The sequence below is a fragment of the Herpetosiphon giganteus genome, from assembly GCF_016907925.1.
Lineage (GTDB): Bacteria > Chloroflexota > Chloroflexia > Chloroflexales > Herpetosiphonaceae > Herpetosiphon > Herpetosiphon giganteus.
The window spans coordinates 19,674-37,672 of record NZ_JAFBCZ010000024.1; the positions used below are offsets into that span (position 1 = coordinate 19,674).

Genomic DNA, 17,999 nt, shown 5'->3' on the forward strand with positions numbered 1-17,999 from the left:
TTCAGCGCTTAGTTGCCCTTGGCAGTATATGGCAGGAAGACCACATAGGTTGCCGTGCCAGTCGTTGCGGTTGGCGTAACCGAAACAGTTGCCGTTGGGGTTGCTGTTTCAGTTGGCGTTGAAGTAATCGTTGGCGTATGGGTATTGGTTGGCGTGATGCCAGGCTCCAAGGTCGCCGTGTTGGTTGGCGTATTGCTTGGGGTTGGCGTTTCGGTATTAGTTGGCGTGTTAGTTGGGGTTTCGGTCACGGTTGCGGTCGCCGTATTGGTTGGCGTTTCCGTTGCCGTTGCCGTCGCCGTATTGGTTGGCGTATTGGTTGGAACATCGGTTGGCGTGTTGGTTGGCGTGTTAGTTGCCAACGATCCAAACCAATTAATATCCAAGTAGTTGATCTTGGTGTTGCTGCCACCAATCGGATCAACCGTCAACTTGCCGTCGCTGACCGTCACGCGGACTGTGTTGGTTTGATGCAAACTGGCCGAGCCGTTGGCGGCATTGGCTGGTGGCACAAACTGGTTGATTGCCACAACGCCTTCAATCGTTACATTGTGCGACATTGCAGTCCCACCAGCTTGAGCATCGCCCACAGCGACGGTTACATCGTAAACCCCATTTGGAACTGCTGCTTCCCACTTGCCGCCGCCAGTGGTCAACTGCATGTGCATCAAGGTATCCAAGCGCGTATCGCTGTTGACGTTACGCCGTCGTGGATCGCTGATCAAGCTCTTGGGTTGGCCAGCGCTATCGATCCAACCATAGCTCAAACCTGAGCCTTGGCCAGCATCTTGGCGCAAGCCATAGCCTTGGCCATAATCCTTGACATAGCCAATTGGCACAGCACCAGAATCGTTCGGCTGGAAGTTGACCTTCAAGAAGAACGTGCCTTGTGGCGTTGGCGTAAAGGTGCCAATTGGGGTGTTGGTTGGCGGTGGCAAGGCGGTTGGGGTTGCAAAGGTTAAGTTTTGCGCCCCAAAGACCTCGATTGCGCTCACGGTTGGGCGGCTCGCTTCTGGAGCAAATTGCAGATTCAAGACTCCATCAGTGACGTTGACCGTAAACAAGCGGGTATCGGCAGCTTTCGCGCCAACCGCCAGCGTTGGATCATAATCATTGAGCACGCGGTTGCCTTCAATGTTAACATCGAAGACCCGCTTGCCCGTGCCACCAGCAACCCCGCTGGTTACGCCAAAGAAGATTTCGGCGAAGTGCAAGCGCACGGTGTATTGACCACTGACTGGTACTGGAATCGCATAATCCAAGGTTGCAGTTGCAGCGCCCGAGGCAAAGCGATCATCGTAGTACAAGACATCGTTATCGGTGTTGGCAACATCACCCAAGTTGCCTGGGTTCGAGGTGCTACCGTTTTGTGAGTAGCTATCAGCAGCCCAGCGCACGCCATCAGGTGTAGTTACGCTGCTAAATCCGCCTGCATTGAAGCGGGTAAGCAATGGCAAGACCTGCACTTGCAACGAGGTTGAAACGCTGCTTGAGCCATTGCTGGCCGTGACTGTTACCGTGTAATTGCCCTTGGTTGCAAAGGCATGGCGTACCTTGCCAGTGCTTTCGTTGACGACTGGTGTGCCATCGCCAAAGTTCCAAGCAAAGTTGACGTTACTGCCACAAGCCACCACCGCTTGGAAGGTAATTGCATCGTTTGGCGATGAAGGGCCGTTGGATACCGCCACTACTTGCTCGATTGGTTTATTGCCAACCAAGATGGTGACCGTATCGCTGGTGCTTGCGCCGCCTGCATCGGTTGCCGTAAAGCGGAAGACCAAGCTGGTTGCGCTGGCTGGAGCAGTGAAGCTACGGTTGTTGCCAGTGCCCGTCAGCGTGACGGCTGGGCCTTCAAGCTGCGTCCATGCGCCAGTTACGGTCGTGTTTTCAAAGTCGCTGCTTGTACCCGCCAAATTGACGGTCGCACCGAGCGCAACTTGTTGATCAGCGCCAGCGTTGGCGGTTGGTGGCACATTGCCATTGACTGTGCTGGCAAAAACTTCGATTGCTGAGATTGAAGCAAAGTCCATTTCTGCATCAAAAGCCAATTGCAACTGACCATCGACGACTGGAATGCCATCGATTGGCACAATTAATGCGGCGCGAGCAGCACCAACCGAAGCCGTAATATCGAAGTTATCGAGAATCGTCTCGCCTTCGGCGCGCACATCGAACACTCGCTTGCCTGGGCCAGCAGCGCCGCCACCAGGTGCACCCCAGTAGAGTTCGGCGAAGTGCAAGCGTACATCAACGCTTTGCACGGTTGCTGGCACAGTTAAGTTATAGGTAATCGTGCGGGTTGGGTTGCCGACATTGCCACGATAGGTTTGATACAACGTGTCATCGACGGTATTTTCGATTGCTGGCGTGCCAGTGCCTTCAGCAACCGCGTTGCTTGGCTCGAACAAACCAGTATCAGCTTGCCAGACGTTGCCTGCGCTATCGGTGAAGCTGTTGGCGCTACCAACGTCAACCCGGGCCACAACTGGCCGCGCGGCGGTTGGTTCGTCAAGGCTAATCGCAAACTTATCAAAGACGGTCGTAAAGGTCGTGTTGGTTTTGTGAGTGGTTACAATCCCTGCATTGACCTTGCGATCAAAGAAGCGTTGATAGCGGCCACCGGTCAGGGTCACTTGGCCAAGCGTTGTAAAGCTTGGGTTTGGATTGGCTGCCGTGATCAGTCGATAGGCTGCGGTTGCCACCCCAGTTTTGGGATCGCCGCTCAAGCGCAATTCGGTTGCCAGCACATTGGCTGGGCTAGCAATCGCTGGGCTATTTGCCACGGTAGCGCTTGTGCCATTGGTCTCGTTGGTAAAGACGACCACTGGTTGGGTGCTGGCTGAGCTAAGCATCACTTTCAGATAATTGTCTTGCTCCATGCCCCAGAAAATGCCTGCTTGACGATTGGCGCTAGTGAAGCCCGCAACGCTGCCTTCGATCCGCGTGGTAATTGCAAAGCGCGAGGCTTGAGCGTTGAATAGCAGTTGCAAGGCATTGACTTGGGTGTTGGTCGTGCCATCCTGCGTGCCAGCAAGCGAAACCAAGCTCAGCGTGCCAGCGCCAGCAGTGTTCATGGTCACTAAGGTTGGGCTATACGAAGCACCAACAGTGATCATCTTGTAATCGTTCTTATTGCGCTGAGTCGTTGCAAAGCCGGTACCAACATTATTTTTGTCAAGCACTGTGTTGGCATAATTTTGATTGAATTCCAAATTGAGGCTTGGTGTGCCAGGCATTGCACCAACGGTTGAATCATCAACCTCAACAAATTCTGGCCGAATATTGTTGACGATATAGACGTTATCGTTATAGTCGTAGTTGATGCCGTTGAAGTCCATCGACAGCACATAACTATTAGGAACCAAGGCTCCGTTGCGATCGCGCAATGGCCAAGCCCGCAAATAGTGCCTGCCAACTGGATTATTGTACTGAGGATCGCCCCAAGCAGTTTGTGAAATGATAAATTGGAAGACCCCGGTTGGGTTCATGTTAATATCAAACACATCGCTGCCATCATACAAGCGTGGCATATAGGTTTGGCCATCTGATGGATGGTGGGTGCTAGATTCTTGCAAAGTGGTGCTACCTTTAGCAGCCCATGCAATATCGCTGGCCGTACTGGTAGTACAGCACTGGTGCAAACCAGCTAACTGGACAACCCGTACTGGCTTGCTCGCATCGAAGCGCGTCCAATACGGCGAGATAACTTCCTCGCCAATTTGGGTCAGTGTACCCCCATCGCCAGTCCAGGTTTGGGGTGGATAGACAATCTTCACGTCGTAGCCAAAGAAATCCATAATTTGTTGGATGTTTGGCTCGTCGTCGCCTTCGTTTTGTTTTTGCCACCAGCCACGCAATTGAATAACCTTGTTTGGCTCGCTTGCATCGTTGGTGCGCAACAGCAGCTCACCCGAATAGGCAATCCCTGGTGGATCAGTCCGCGGATCAACTGGTGGCGTGAAATCCAAGCGAATATCGCGGAAGGTATTTGGCTGGATGATCGTTGGCAGGCTCAAGGTGCCACTCAACGTCCAGACCCCAGTGATCGTCATGCTGCTCAGAATCAACGGGCCAGTGCCAGTGTTGCGTACCCGCACAACTCCCGTGTTGCGGAAGTAGTTGCGTGTGCCGCTACGAGCAGCTGGATTTTGAATCTTGCTGAACATCAACCAATCGTTGTAAGGAACGTTGTGCGATTCAACGTTTTCGATCTCAAGCTTGCCTGCGCCAAAACATGCAGCAGCCATCACTTGGGCTGTCATCAGAGTTTTGATCTGACGGACAGCACTTTCGATTGCCGAAGTGAAGTTTTCATCATTGGTTTGACGGGTGCTCACTGCGACTTCAATCGCAGGCCGATACATGCCTTTGAGGCCCAAGGTTACGCCACCAGATCCGCTGCGTGGCCCACCCAAAATCACCATCGGAACAAAGACCCGATTGGTCGCTGGTGGCACAGTCACGGTTGGGGTGACGGTAACCGTTGGCGTGCCAGGTGTTACGGTAATCGTTGGTGTAACCGTCACAGTTGGCGTGCCAGGCGTTACGGTAATTGTTGGGCTACCAACGGTTGGGCTTGGCGTAAAGGTATTGGTTGGTTGGGTTGTGCCAGGTGTTGTTGGCACAGCCGTCGTTGTATTGGTTGGCGTATTCGATGGCGTAGCCGTGTTGGTTGCCGTCGAGGTAGCCGTATTGGTTGGGGTGTTCGTCACCGTCGGCGTATTGGTCGACGTTGGCGTGTTGGTTGGTGTTTCGGTTGGCGTAGCGGTTGGTGGCTCCACGTATGGCGTAATAATCACAAAGTTGATCTTCGTGTTAATACCACCATTGGCATCGATGGTTAAGCGATTATCATTAACCGTTGCCACTACCGTTTGGGTTGCGTGGCGCGTTGGTGTGCCACTTGCCCCTACCGAGGTGAAGTTGGTAAATACATTGACCCCTTCGACATTGAGTGTATGGCGATCGCTTTCTGGAGTTTGTTGCACTTGAGGATCGCCCACTGCCACGGTGACTGAGTAAATGCCGTTTGGCAGCGCCATTTCCCACGAGCCAGGCGCTTTGATCCCACCGAAGCCAAACGCAATATCGTTGGCCCGCATGTGCATAAACGAATCGTAGCGTTTATCGACGTTTGCAACAAAGCGGTAACGGCCATTAGGATCAAGGGCAATTGGGGTGATTGTATCTGGATTGACCCAGCCATAGTACAACGAGCCATCGCCTTGATCTTTTTCATTGCGATTGCCAAAGGCTTGGCCCCAATCGCGCATGTAGCCAGCAGGCACAGCGGTCGAAGCGCTTTGGAAATTGATTTGGACTGGCGTGCTCATGCTTGGCAAGCGCACTGGCCGCACATTGCGCACAATAAAGACCAAATCTTGATATTCTAAGCCCGTGGTTGCTTCTTCAAACACCACTACATAGGTATTCGGCACGGTCGAATCGTTGCTGGTTTTGAGGGGATAAACCCGCATATGGTGAGGGTTCGCCGCATCAAAGCTGTTCAAGCTATCTTGACCGTACACCACCCGATTGGCCACACCTGGCCATTGAGTATAGAAATCAAAGAACTCGTAGCCTGGTTCAAAGGTCAAATTGCCACTGATAGCTGGGTTCAGGCGTTGCGCGCTGGTATTTGGCACTGAGAAGATCGGTGTGCGATTGGCTCCAGCACTCTTGACTGGATACCACCCCAAGGTTGTTGCAGTTCCAGCGGGGCCGCTTGGGCCAAAGGCTGCCAATGGCTCCAAGGTAATTGGCGACGTTGTAGCGCGGGTAAAGAAATCTGCATAGACTTCTTGGCCGAGCAGCAATGATGCGCCATTGGTGCTATGAATTGTGGTCGTGGCTGGGTCATCATCGCCAACGTTCATCGGGAATTCATAGGTATCGATAATCCATTGCAACGATGGTTCAGTACCATTGGCATACACCAAGCCCCGCAAAGCACCGTCAATCTTGGGATTGATTGGGTCGTTGCTTTGGATTTGGATAATTGCGCCCTTGGTACCCAAGCTGGTTGATGCATTGGCACGCATCACCACATTCAAGCTCAACGTTGCGCTTGGAGCCAAGGTGCGGGGGAAGCTTGGCACATTGGTAATTACAAATGAGCTGGCTTCAGGGCCAATCAATTGCACGCCGGTCACGCTCAAATTGGCTTGACCAGTATTGCTAATCACAAAGGTTTGGGTCAGCGAATCGACCGAGCCGCTGGTAGGCCGCGCCAAGTTGAACACGCGGCGGGCTGGCTTGATGTCGATCCGTGGTTCTGGCTGAATATCAGGAGTCAGCAGGTAGATTTTTTCTGCCAAGTAGTCGGAAACATACAAGTTGCCGTTGGCAGTATTTTCAATCACGTCAAGCGGCCCCGAGAAGTCTTTCATCCCCGGCAAGCCACCTTGCTCGCTAATGATTTCTTTGTTTGCACCAAGCGTCAGCACAACCAAATCTTTGCTCCCGCTATAACGGGTAACAATCAATTTGTTTTTGAGTGCGCCATTGAAGGTATTCGATTTGTATTCAATCGTGCCGTTTGGCGATTTGTGCAAACCGAAATCCCACGAGAAGCCGCGATAATTGCGGTCTGGTTGGGTGCCAACTGGGTAGCCAACATTGCTACCACCTGGCGCAACTTCAGCGGGATCAACTGCTGAGCTTGGATTACCGCCGTTCATCACCCATTCACAGCGTTGAGGATTGGGGTGGCCATAGTAGCCGCCCTGCGTAACGCGGAAAAGGAAATCTGATTGGTCGGGAATCCGCGTGCTTGAGCTTGATGATAATTTTGGTACATCAGGCCCAACATATGCCCCGTTTGTGCCAACATCAAGCCGATTTTGACAAGGGCCATAATTCGACAAATTACCAGGCGAAGCTGGCGTATTGCCGCCAGCGGCTGAGCCGTTGGTCGCAGTATACAATTGGCCATTCGAGTGCCAAATCAGGTCATAGGCGTTACGCACACCAGAAGCATAAATCGTCACTGGGGCGTTGGCAGCAAATGGGTCGTAGGTGCCACCATCTTCAGTTTGCACATTTAATGGTAACGTGCCCAAGCCATTTTGATTGATTCGCAAAACTGCTGCACCCAGCTTGTGCTCTGGCCGCAAGTTCCAGCCATTATCCACAAAACCCATGGCGCTGTTGCTACCAACGGTCATATACAATGCGCCGTCGGGGCCAAACACCAAACTATTCGAAAGGTGGTCACGTGATGAACGTGGCATACCAATCAAATAATCTTGGGCAGTTGTGAGATTCGCACCACTCAAACGCGTCAGCTTGCCGCTCCAATCGGGGCCGCCACTCAACGCATAGGGGCTGTGGGTGATCCACAAAATAGGGTTGGCTGCGGTTGCAGCAGGGTCAAACACCAAGCCAATGATCATGCGCTCTTGGGTGGTGCCGGTGTAGGTGCGCACCGTTTGAATGGCCAAACTGTTGGCAGTATTCAAGGTACCATCGGCGTTAATCGTGTAACGCACAATTTGGCCTTTGACAGTGGCTGCGTAGAGCTTGCCATCGGGGCCAATTGCCAATGAGGTATAGCCTTCATCGTTTGGCATGGTAATGCCGGTCGCAACCTTGTTAAAGCGAATATTGCCGGTTGCCGAAGGGCCACCAGCACTGCCAGTTGTAAAGACAGATTCATACGCTTCAAATGGTTCGCCAGCAATATCGCGCAGCAAACTAGTGGGTGCAACCCCAACATTGACCCGAAAACGATATTGGGTAAATGGATCAAGGTATTCGTTAGGATTGAGAATAATCACATCGCCCGCAGCTGAGGTGGTCAGCCGCGCGACAATTTCAAAATTATCGACCACCCGAATCAATTTGACAGATGCTGCTGTCAAGGTTTGGGGGTCAAGCCCACCATTAGGAATATAGACGTTTGCTGCGATGAAAATATCACGGTTGACCGAGGTCGAGCCATTGAGTGGCAAGGTGTCGGTTACCCGTGGAGCCTCTAGTAGGGCTTTAGCTTGAACTGGCGTGAGTGGTTGGCGATTGTGCGCCGGAACCGCCGCCGCCACCTGAGTTGGCGGTGCGCCCACAAGCCAAAGGTTGCTAAACAAGAATGCTGCGAGCACCCCATGCAACCAACGAACGATAGACCGCTTCATGGTCATGACCCCTCCTGGAACAGCTTGTGACCCGTAGCGAGTTGTGATTTTAAACGCTTAACGCGCAAAAAATCGAATCAATCACGATCGATCAAAAAAAGTGCGTTTGCTACGGGCCATCGTTATCGATCAGTATATCAGTTGAGATTAACTAAAAGTACGGTATTGTTATATACAATGGTACTAATTTTGTCAATCTTTACAGTACATATTTTGGTTTGATTGACCAAAATTTGCATGAATTTTAATGCTTTTTGGTACTATTTTAATGTTTTTAAAAACATTTTTAAGGAATTCACGTCATGACGCAGCAACGATCGGTTTAGTCGGGCGTGGAGCCATCAGCAAGTGACGACTCCACGCTATCGTGCTTAGTTTTTGAGCGTGTATGGCAGCCAAATCCGATACGTCGGCTGGTCAACGGTCACGGTCACGCTTGGCGTTTCCGTTTGGGTTGGCGTGTTAGTCGGCGTATTGCTTGGCGTGAGCGTATTGGTCGGCGTATTGCTTGGTGTTAGCGTGCCAGTCGCGGTTGGCGACGGCGTATTGGTATTGGTTGGCGTGTTGCTAGCCGTCACGGTTGGCGTGTTGGTTGGCGTGTTGGTCACGGTTGGCGATGGCGTATTGGTATTGGTTGGCGTATTGGTCGGCGATGGCGATGGCGTGACCGTTGGCGTAACATTGGCGATGTTGAGAATTGGCCCCCAAACCTCAATCGCCGCAATTTTGCCTTGATCAACATTGCCCGGCTGACCACTTGGCAGGCTAATATTGACCGATCCATCACTAACATTGGTGGTGAAGGTTTTGGTAATTGGTCGGAAGGTTGCGCCAGTTTCGCTGAAAATATCAAAATTGGTCAATACAGTCGTGCCTTCAATTTGAACATTGAATTTACGCTGGTTCGGCCCTGGCCGCCCATTGGTTCCCCAATACAGTTCGGCAAAGTGCAAGCGCACCGCATACGTTCCAGTGCTGCTCACTGGAATTGTGTATTGCACCGGCGAGCCGCCTGTATTGCGCTCGGAACAGTACAAACGATCAAAGTCGCGGGTCACATTGTAAATTTGCGGGCACGAAACCCCTGGAATCAAGACATACGTGCCGCCACCAGTTGAATATGGGCGGCTGGCGTTGGTATCAGGACTCCAAACAGCGCCGTCGTTGGTCGTCCAATCACGATCGCCACTGTTGATGCGCGCCACAATATCGCGATAGCTCAAACGGAAGAAATCGAAAATAAATGAGATCGTGTTTGGCGTGCCATGGTTGGTTGCCAAAATCCCAGTTGGGGTTCCTGTATTGAAGAACCACAATGGAACATTGATTGTGCCAATTGCAATCCATGTGTTGCCTGTCGTTTTATAGTAGGCAGTTATGGTCTGCGCAGCAGGATTACCGTCTAAACGCAGGTCGATATTGCTCACACCAGGCAAAACGATGCTTGGATTATTATTTGTTGGATTGATTTGCAGATTGCCTGCAACTTCCATGGCAAATTGCAACCCAGTGTCGCCACTGGTGCCATCGCCATTGAGATTCGCGGTTGCTACCAACTTCACGTAGTTATCTTGGTTGGGACCAAAGAACAGGCCCGCCGCTTGATTGCCCTCAGGCGTGCGCCCAAGGAACATTTCAGTAATTCGGGTTTCGACGCGGAAATTGCGATGGGGATCAAAGCCAAGTTGCAAAGCATTGGCTTGGGTATTGATCGAACCAGCATTGGTGCCTTCGGTAGTGATGATGTTGGTAAAGCCACCAGCAGCACCAACCGCAATCTTGGCTTCGGCAGTACGGGTTACGCCGTTGGTAATTTGCACCCCGGTAAAGCCAGTGTTGGCAACTTTGCCCAATGGTGCATCGCCAGGATTCCAATTGAACTCGATTGGCAATTTGGTATTCGTGCCGTTGGCCGCATCGAAATACAACTGATCGTTGACATCAAGAATTCCGTCGTTATCATCGTCGGGATCAATCAAATCGGAGAGCATATCGCCATCAAAATCGTTGGGAACGCTGGCGCGGCTACACAGGTTGGTGCCATTTTGATCTTCATCAAAATCGGAGTAGCCATCGTTATCGCTATCGACCGCACTGGAGTATGGCGGCGGCGGCGGACAATTGGGCAAATCTTCTGGCTCAAGGATAGTAATTGCATCGCTGCCAAATTCGGCCACGTAAATCACGCCCTTGGCATCAGTTACCACATCAAGCGGTTGATTGAACTTGGCCAAGGTTTGGATGCTGGTGGGACTACCATTAGCATCGAGTTGCACGCGGCTCACATCTTGATTTTGGCCATAGGTTGCCACAATCAAATTGCCTTGCAACGCGCCACCAAAGGCATTGCTAATGTAGGCCGTGATGCCGTTGGTTGATGGCCGGAAATCGTAGGTCAAGGCTGGCGGATTGTAGTTTGGCGGCGTTGGCAAGCCTTGAGCATTGCCATTATTGAGCACACATTCGCCACGGGCTGGGTTGGGATGCCCACCATACGAGCCTTGGGTCACAATTTTGAGCGTATCGGGCAAATAACGGGGGTTGATTTCAACGCCACCAGGGCATTGAGCTGCGCTTGGCGTATCGCCATAGCCATCGTTACCGCCGTTGACATTGGCATAAAACTTATTGTTCAGCCAAATAAAATCATAAACATTGCGATAGCCAGTTGCATAAATTTCAAACTGACCAGCAAAGGGAGTCATGGCCGAAGCGCTATTGACGTTTTTAACATCAATCCCGGCGCTTGGAAAGCCTGCGCTGCGCACATTGGCGCGCAAAATTGCCGCCGAAAGATAATATTCGGCCAAATTGCTGAAGTGAGCGCTTGGCGCACCATTATTGGTGTTGCTCGACGACGAAATATACATCCAGCCATCTGGCCCCCAGACGATGCTGTTGGTGCTGTGGTTTTCGCGTGAGCGGGGCAAGCCTTTGATGATGTCGGTTGAAGTAGCAAAATTATTGGTGCTGACCAATTTGCTAATCGTGCCCGAGCGGGTGTTGATTTTCTGCGAGGTTGTATCGCTGTTGTAGCCATAGCGTGGGTCGCTATGCGAAACATACAAAATCATGTTCGCTGGCGTTGAGGCTGGATCAAACAAAACCCCAATTAGTTGGCGGCCATTAACCCCAGTTGCTGGCGAGCCATCTTCATTGGTATTGGGATAATTGTAGATAGTTTCGATCACTTGGACGGCGGTGGCTTGATGGGTGGTTGGATTGAGCGTAATTGCAAAAATCCGCCCATTGAATTGGCTGACATACAAGCGCCCGTCGGGGCCAAACACCATGCCGGTTGGGCTATCGAAGAGCGAAGCACCAGTTAATGCAGAGCTGGAATTGAAAATTGTTTGGCGAAAAAAACTAATGCTGCCAGAATGTACATGTTGGCGCTCAGGATTATAGCTATATTGAATCGTCGAGCGCGTTTGAGCGGCGGCATCATGAGTCGCTGGTTGCAGCAACCACCCCCCAGTCAATAGACTGAAGAGCACTATCATCACAACCACACGGGCATGAAACTGTCGTTTGATCATCACAAATCCTTTCGAGAACATGAGCGAGCGCAGATCAACCTGCTATGCCAAATTCTTGCTGGTGCTACGCCTATGATCGTGCCGAGATCAGCGAGGCATGTCAAGCGACAGGTCACGTTGGGCGGGAATGTGGTGACATCTTAACAATTGAAGCCATACACCAGATGGCATAACGCTCATAACTCGTCCTCTGATTGTGAACTATAGCGCATAGCAGCATGCTTGTCGTGGGAATTATGGCCTATACTCAGGCGCTATTTCTGTGAGGAGCCACACTCCACCTTATGGGTGAAGCATGGGTGATAAAAGTTAAATCTATTTAACCTTTTCGGCCCATTACAGCACATCCACACACTCAAGCACTGTTCAAGCCGCTTATGATCACCGCATCTGCCTATCAAGTAACTCTATTACAGCATATGGTTGGTTTTTTGTGCGCACGGTTTTTTAAGAATTAAGCCTGTGCCGACCCAATATTTCGAGCAATTTAGCCGAAAACCCACGCCATGCGCTAGAATAGCAACAGACTTTCATTCGATGCTGCATGAAAGTGACATTACTAGGAGGTTCTTGTGCTAATCGATCTTATCGGTGTCCCGCTCGATTTGGGTCAAGGGCGGCGTGGCGTGGACATGGGACCAAGCGCAATTCGTTATGCAGGCTTACGTCCACAATTAGAGGAGCTTGGTCATACCGTCATTGATCGAGGCAACCTGACGGCCAGTATTGCCGAAACCCTACCCGTGGGCGACCTCACCTTGCGCTATTTCGAGCCAATCCGCGATACATTAGTCCAATTAGCGAGCGAAGTTGACCAATCGTGTAGCCAAGGCCATGTGCCGGTTGTGCTCGGCGGCGACCATAGCATTGGCTTAGGCTCAGTCAGCGGTGCTGCTCACAATCGCGATATTGGGGTGCTCTGGATCGATGCCCACGGCGATTTTAATATTCCCAGCACCTCGCCATCGGGCAATATTCATGGCATGCCCTTGGCGGCGCTGTGTGGCTATGGCGACGAACGCTTGATCCACTTGAGCGGCCAGCGTCTCGCAAATTCAATGATCAATCCGCATCATGTGGCCTTGGTCGCGGTGCGCGATCTCGACCCTGAGGAACGCCAACTCTTAACTGAGGCTGGGGTGCAGGTGTTTGCTACCGAATATATCGATCGCTATGGGATGTATGAAACCATGGTGCGGGCAATCAGCGTTGCCAATCAAGGCCGTGATGGCTTTTACGTGAGCTTCGACCTTGATGTGCTTGATCCAGCGGTTGCGCCCGGGGTTGGCACACCAGTCCCTGGGGGCATAACTTACCGCGAAGCCCACTTGGCAGCCGAGCTAATCGCCGAATCAGGACGCATGATTGGGCTGGATATTGTTGAGGTCAATCCGATCCTTGACGATCGCAATCGTACGGCAACGGTTGCGGTTGAAATTGCGCTTTCAGCACTTGGCAAGCGGGTTTGGCACAAACAGCAACCACGCACAGCACTCTAAATCTTAAACAACAAAAGCGGGGTGCATGCCCCGCTTTTGTGATCTCCAAAGGAATAAAGTTATTCAGCGCGAATTGCGTAAGGCAGCCAAACCGACCACTGCACTTGGGCTGGCGCTTCAACCACAACGCTTGTGCTTGCAGAAAGCGAGTTGGTGGTGTTGCTTGCGCGCACCGTAACCGTGTAATTGCCAACATTAGCATAGCGATGGCTCAAGTTGGTGGTTGTGGTTGTCACATCCGTTGAACCATCACCAAAATTCCAAACATAACTTACATTCGTGCCAGCCGTAATCGTGGCCTCGAAATTGGTAGCTTGGCCAACAACCGTTGGGCCATCGTTGCTCACTGCCAAGCCAGCAACTGCTTGGGCTGGTGGTGCCGATTTACGCACCATAATCAAGCCGCGCGAAATATCGCTAATCAGCAACGTGCCGCTTGGCAAGTAGGGATAAACGCCCCAAGCACCATCAAAGTTGGCAGCATTGCTCCCCGGATAGGTATCGATGAAGGCTGATTCTTGGATGCTATTGGGGTTGGTTACATCCAAAATCGTCAAACCACGCAAGTAATTCGACATGTAGTAGTCGTTATCGATTGTATAGCCGTTGTGGTCGATTGCTTTGGTTGGGCCATCCCAAACTGCGCTAATGGTTGGGTTATCCAAATCGTGAATATCCATCGTGCGCACGCGGGTGTTATGGCCTTGATTTGATTCATCCAATTCATCTTGGATGAAAACGTACATTTTATCGTCGCTATACCAGCCAGAGTGCGTGTAGCCGCTGCCCGTATAAGGCCGTGAGCTAATGTGAAATGGATTGGCCGAATCGGTAATATCCCAAATTTCGACCGACGATTCGCTGAAATCGAACATGATTTCGCACGAGGCTTGGTGACCAGGCGCACATGCTGAGGTTCGCGAATCGGTAATAATCATACTGGTATCGTCGTGGGTGTAGCTGACATTCGTATCTGGCACGCCACTATCAATAATTTGCGGCGTAAGTGGATTGCTAATATCAAACGCACGGAATACGCCTGAGCTCAAGCGGCTGCCGTTTTTGCCCACGCCGTTCATGTAGAGGGTAGCAGTTTTGCCGGGCAAAGCCACATTGGTGCTGTAATCAACGTTTTTGATGTAAACGGTATGCGATGAGCCAAAATCAGCGGTGTAGGTTGCTGCCAAACTCACCGAAGGATTGGGATCGCTCAAGTGGTTGAGATCAACGATCTGCAAGCCTTGGCTGCGATTTTCGGTCGAAAGGTAGGCATAGGCATTCCAGCGATTTTGGGTTGTGTTGAAATATTGATATACCTTCACTTCGCGCCATTGTGAGTTATTGCCTGGCACGGTGCCAATCACAACTGGATTGGTCGGATCAGTTACATCAACCACACCTGTGCCATTGTTGACCCCAATAACCGCATATTCGCGATTGGTGTTGAGATCGACGTGGCCCCACAAGTTGCTGCCATCGGTTGCGCCAACAGTATTAACCTTAAAACTTGAGAGTGGAACACTGCCCAAGAAGTCGATGCCACGGCATTCGAAATTGCCAGCCATGCCATTGACACATGGTTGGGCGGCACTTGGGGTTTCCAACTCGGTTGGAATTTGAATTCGATTAAGTTCAGGTGTATCGCTACCATCGCGATCTTCAACCCGCGCAAACCCAATCGCTGCCAACTTTTCCCGGTAGCGCGTCGGAATCCCCGCCACATAGGTTGGATTGGCACTAGGATCTTGCTCGGTAAAATTATCGCGAGCGCTATAGCCACCGCGCACTGGAATTTGGCGGCTCAGCAATAAACCAACCGAACGAGCATCAAATTGATAATCACCAGCAGCAACCCGAATTTCATCGCCCTTGCCAGTGCCACGATTAATTGCATATTCGATGGTTAAACAGGGCTGCCAAATCTTCGAACAATCACCTTCATCTCTGCCGAACGGCGCAACATAGATCTTATGATCATGATTGCTATGCGCCGAAATCGAAGCAATTGGCGCTAACACAAACGCTGCCACCACTGCAAAACCAACCGCTAACGAACGCGACCAACGTCCATTGTGTGTGTGCATGCCAGAACCTCACTGTAGGACCATCGGAGAAAATAGGGGCCGCCTTTGGAGATGCCCTATTATACGCGATTCTTAATATGTGTATAATATTAATGGTTTGGCATGCGCCACTCGTTACTCTATAGGTTTGGCGGAAATTTCTATGGCAGATCGCGAACAGATTCGGCTGACCGAGCTAGCTTCTTGCGCTGGCTGAGCGGCCAAAATGGGGGCAGGGGCTCTCAGCAATTTAATTAGTAGCTTGCGCTTACCAACCAGTCCGCAGCTGTTAGTTGGCCTCGATGTCAGCGATGATGCGGCGGTTTATCAAATCAATCAGCAGCAAGCGTTAGTCCAAACGGTGGATTTCTTTCCACCGATTGTTGACGATCCCTATAGTTTTGGGGCGATTGCTGCTGCGAACGCATTGAGCGATGTCTATGCAATGGGCGGCAAGCCAATTTTGGCCTTGGCAATTGCAGGCTTTCCACGCGATCTGCCGCCAACCATTATTCAAGCAATTATGCAAGGCGGCGCAGATAAAGTTGCCGAAGCAGGCGCAGTGCTGGCTGGCGGCCATACGATTATTGATAATGAGCCAAAATATGGCCTCTGCGTGACTGGCTTAATCGATCCAGCACTCATCACCCGCAAAGCTCAAGCTCAAGCAGGCGACCAACTCTATTTGACCAAAGCACTTGGCACAGGTGTGATCAGCACCGCCAGCAAGCGCCAAGTTGGCGATCCAGCCGATCTCGACTTGGCAATCGAAAGCATGCTCAAACTCAATCGACGGGCTGCGGAGCATATCGCAGCAGTTGGCAGCATTCGCAGCGCCACCGATATTACCGGCTTTGGTTTGCTCGGCCATGGCTTGGAGTTGGCGCGCAATAGCAAGGTGGGGCTGCGGATTAATAGCCAAGCATTGCCGCTGCTCCAAGGAGCCTATCGCTATGCCCAAGCAAGCATCATGCCTGGTGGCTTGCATACCAATCGTGCTTATGTCGAGCAACAAATTCAGGTCAACTATGCTGAAACAGTTGATCCGGCGCATCAAGCCTTGTTATACGATCCACAAACCTCTGGGGGATTATTGATTGCGGTGGCTGCTGAGCATGCGGCTGCGCTCGAACAGCAATTTGCCCAAGCAAGCGACCAACTTTGGCCCATTGGCGAGATTATTGAGCAACAACTAATCGAAGTTCTTTAAACGAGCACCATCGATAAAGCTCCACAGCACATCATGGGCAAACAGCATTAATTCAAAGCATCAGCTTATGGTTGGGGATGCGAATCGATTTCAAGCCAGCCAAGCCCATTTTGTGGAGCCTGAAGCGCCAAAACGGTATATTGCTGTTGATTAATTGTCACCGCATCACCAACTTTAACCTGCTGTTGAACCCCGGCCTGCGTGCGCTCAGTGCGAATTTCAACAGTCATCAGATCAGTCGCTTCATCATAACTTTTAATTCGCACCCAATGCTGCGCAAACTCTAAATGAGGAACACCATAGGGCAAAATAACACTATCGGGCTTGGTTTGGGGATAAACAATTGGTTCAGGGTTAGTATCAGGAATTGCTGGATTGGACATTCCACATGCTCCTACTAAAATTAATATGCTTGTAAGCACAACAATTGAAGAAACAATACGCATAAAAATCAGTCCTTTTCGTTAATCGAAACCTGCTGATAATGCTTTTTAAATTCATCGAAACTAATTGTTGGATGCTCATAGCCCCAAGGATTATACATGGTCACAGTTTGCTTATTCAGATCAATGCTTTGAATAACATAGGCATGCCGAGCATCAACATCACTTGGAGGGTTTGAAAGCGACTTGTATGTACCAGCAGTAATGGCATCACCACTATCTAAGCGCTGCTTAAGTTGGGTAAAATCAACTTTTGACCCATTGATTTGTGAGGAATCCTTTCCAGTCAAGAGCGCCATAAATTCACCAGGATCTCCATAGGCAATCGCCGCAAAACTCCCTTTATGTTGAGCATACGCCTTTTCAATTAACATAGGCCAAATTTCTGAATCATTACTAAGTTGCGCATAGGCTGGGGTCTTACCATCTTTTGCATAAACAAAATCATTTGTAACTCGTACTTCAACTTTTGAGCGTTTACCAAAAAAGCCCAAAAACCCTTGCTCAGGATAAAAAGTTACAGTATATGTCCCATCGCCATTGTCCCGAATAGCATTCCGAATGACATCAGGATTTGTTTTGGCAATCGCTGCTAATCCAGCCATTAAATAACAATCAGCAATCAATCCCTGATTAACATCATCGAACGCAATAGCATCACTATCACCAGAACCTTTGGCAAAGGCTGGTTTATCTACTTTTCTATATTCAGGGTTACGCACTTCTGTACTTTTTGCTGCTGGATTGCCATACATACCAATGGTTGGCAGATTAATCTCGTCAAAGGTTTGGTTAAAGAGGCTTGCAGCCTCAATTTCAGCCTCACGGAGCAGACCATTAACATTTAATGTAACTTGTTGCGCGGTGATTAAGACGGCTTTGAGTCGGCCCAAGGCTGGAAAAACATTCGTTTGCATTTCATTGAAAAAATGGTTGGCAGAGTCACCTTGCCAATCACACAGCAATTGCTGATACAACTGATTTAATTGTTGATCCAATTGAAGCACTACCTCGGCTTGGCGTTGGAAACGGTGGCTCAGTTCGCGCATGCGTTCATACTCAATCAAGACAATCGGAGCTGGCATAGATGGACTCCTTGCTGAGGATTGAGAAACA

At 50.7% G+C, this 17,999-nt stretch carries 7 protein-coding genes; 2 read left to right on the forward strand and 5 right to left on the reverse strand.

Annotated features, from left to right (window positions below):
* Positions 1-8 precede the first annotated feature (8 nt).
* Together JOD20_RS19100 and JOD20_RS19105 are read right to left on the reverse strand one after the other, a co-directional pair.
* The gene (locus tag JOD20_RS19100) at positions 9-8,129 is read right to left on the reverse strand and encodes a malectin domain-containing carbohydrate-binding protein (protein ID WP_204756803.1); all 8,121 of its coding nucleotides are present in this window, start codon (positions 8,127-8,129) and stop codon (positions 9-11) included.
* A 371-nt stretch (positions 8,130-8,500) separates the two neighbouring features.
* Positions 8,501-11,668, reverse strand: coding sequence for a malectin domain-containing carbohydrate-binding protein (locus JOD20_RS19105; protein WP_204756804.1), 3,168 nt, complete (start codon positions 11,666-11,668; stop codon positions 8,501-8,503).
* Positions 11,669-12,240: 572 nt separating this feature from the next.
* On the opposite strand from JOD20_RS19105, the gene rocF reads away from it, so the two are divergent.
* Complete coding sequence (rocF, locus tag JOD20_RS19110) at positions 12,241-13,167, forward strand: arginase (RefSeq protein ID WP_204756805.1); 927 nt, start codon at positions 12,241-12,243, stop codon at positions 13,165-13,167.
* 59 nt (positions 13,168-13,226) lie between these two features.
* Here rocF and JOD20_RS19115 read toward each other — a convergent pair whose 3' ends face one another.
* Positions 13,227-15,251, reverse strand: a complete 2,025-nt coding sequence (locus JOD20_RS19115) for a choice-of-anchor B family protein (protein WP_204756806.1) — start codon at positions 15,249-15,251, stop codon at positions 13,227-13,229.
* 142 nt (positions 15,252-15,393) lie between these two features.
* Here JOD20_RS19115 and selD point away from each other — a divergent pair, with 142 nt between their 5' ends.
* Positions 15,394-16,440: a selenide, water dikinase SelD gene (gene selD / locus JOD20_RS19120; RefSeq protein ID WP_275580644.1), complete on the forward strand. Its 1,047-nt coding sequence runs from the start codon at positions 15,394-15,396 to the stop codon at positions 16,438-16,440.
* A 65-nt stretch (positions 16,441-16,505) separates the two neighbouring features.
* On the opposite strand, the gene JOD20_RS19125 is transcribed toward selD, so the two are convergent.
* Positions 16,506-16,823, reverse strand: coding sequence for a hypothetical protein (locus JOD20_RS19125; protein WP_204756808.1), 318 nt, complete (start codon positions 16,821-16,823; stop codon positions 16,506-16,508).
* Between the two features lie 68 nt (positions 16,824-16,891).
* Complete coding sequence (locus JOD20_RS19130; RefSeq protein ID WP_204756809.1) at positions 16,892-17,968, reverse strand: WXG100 family type VII secretion target; 1,077 nt, start codon at positions 17,966-17,968, stop codon at positions 16,892-16,894.
* Positions 17,969-17,999: the final 31 nt, after the last annotated feature.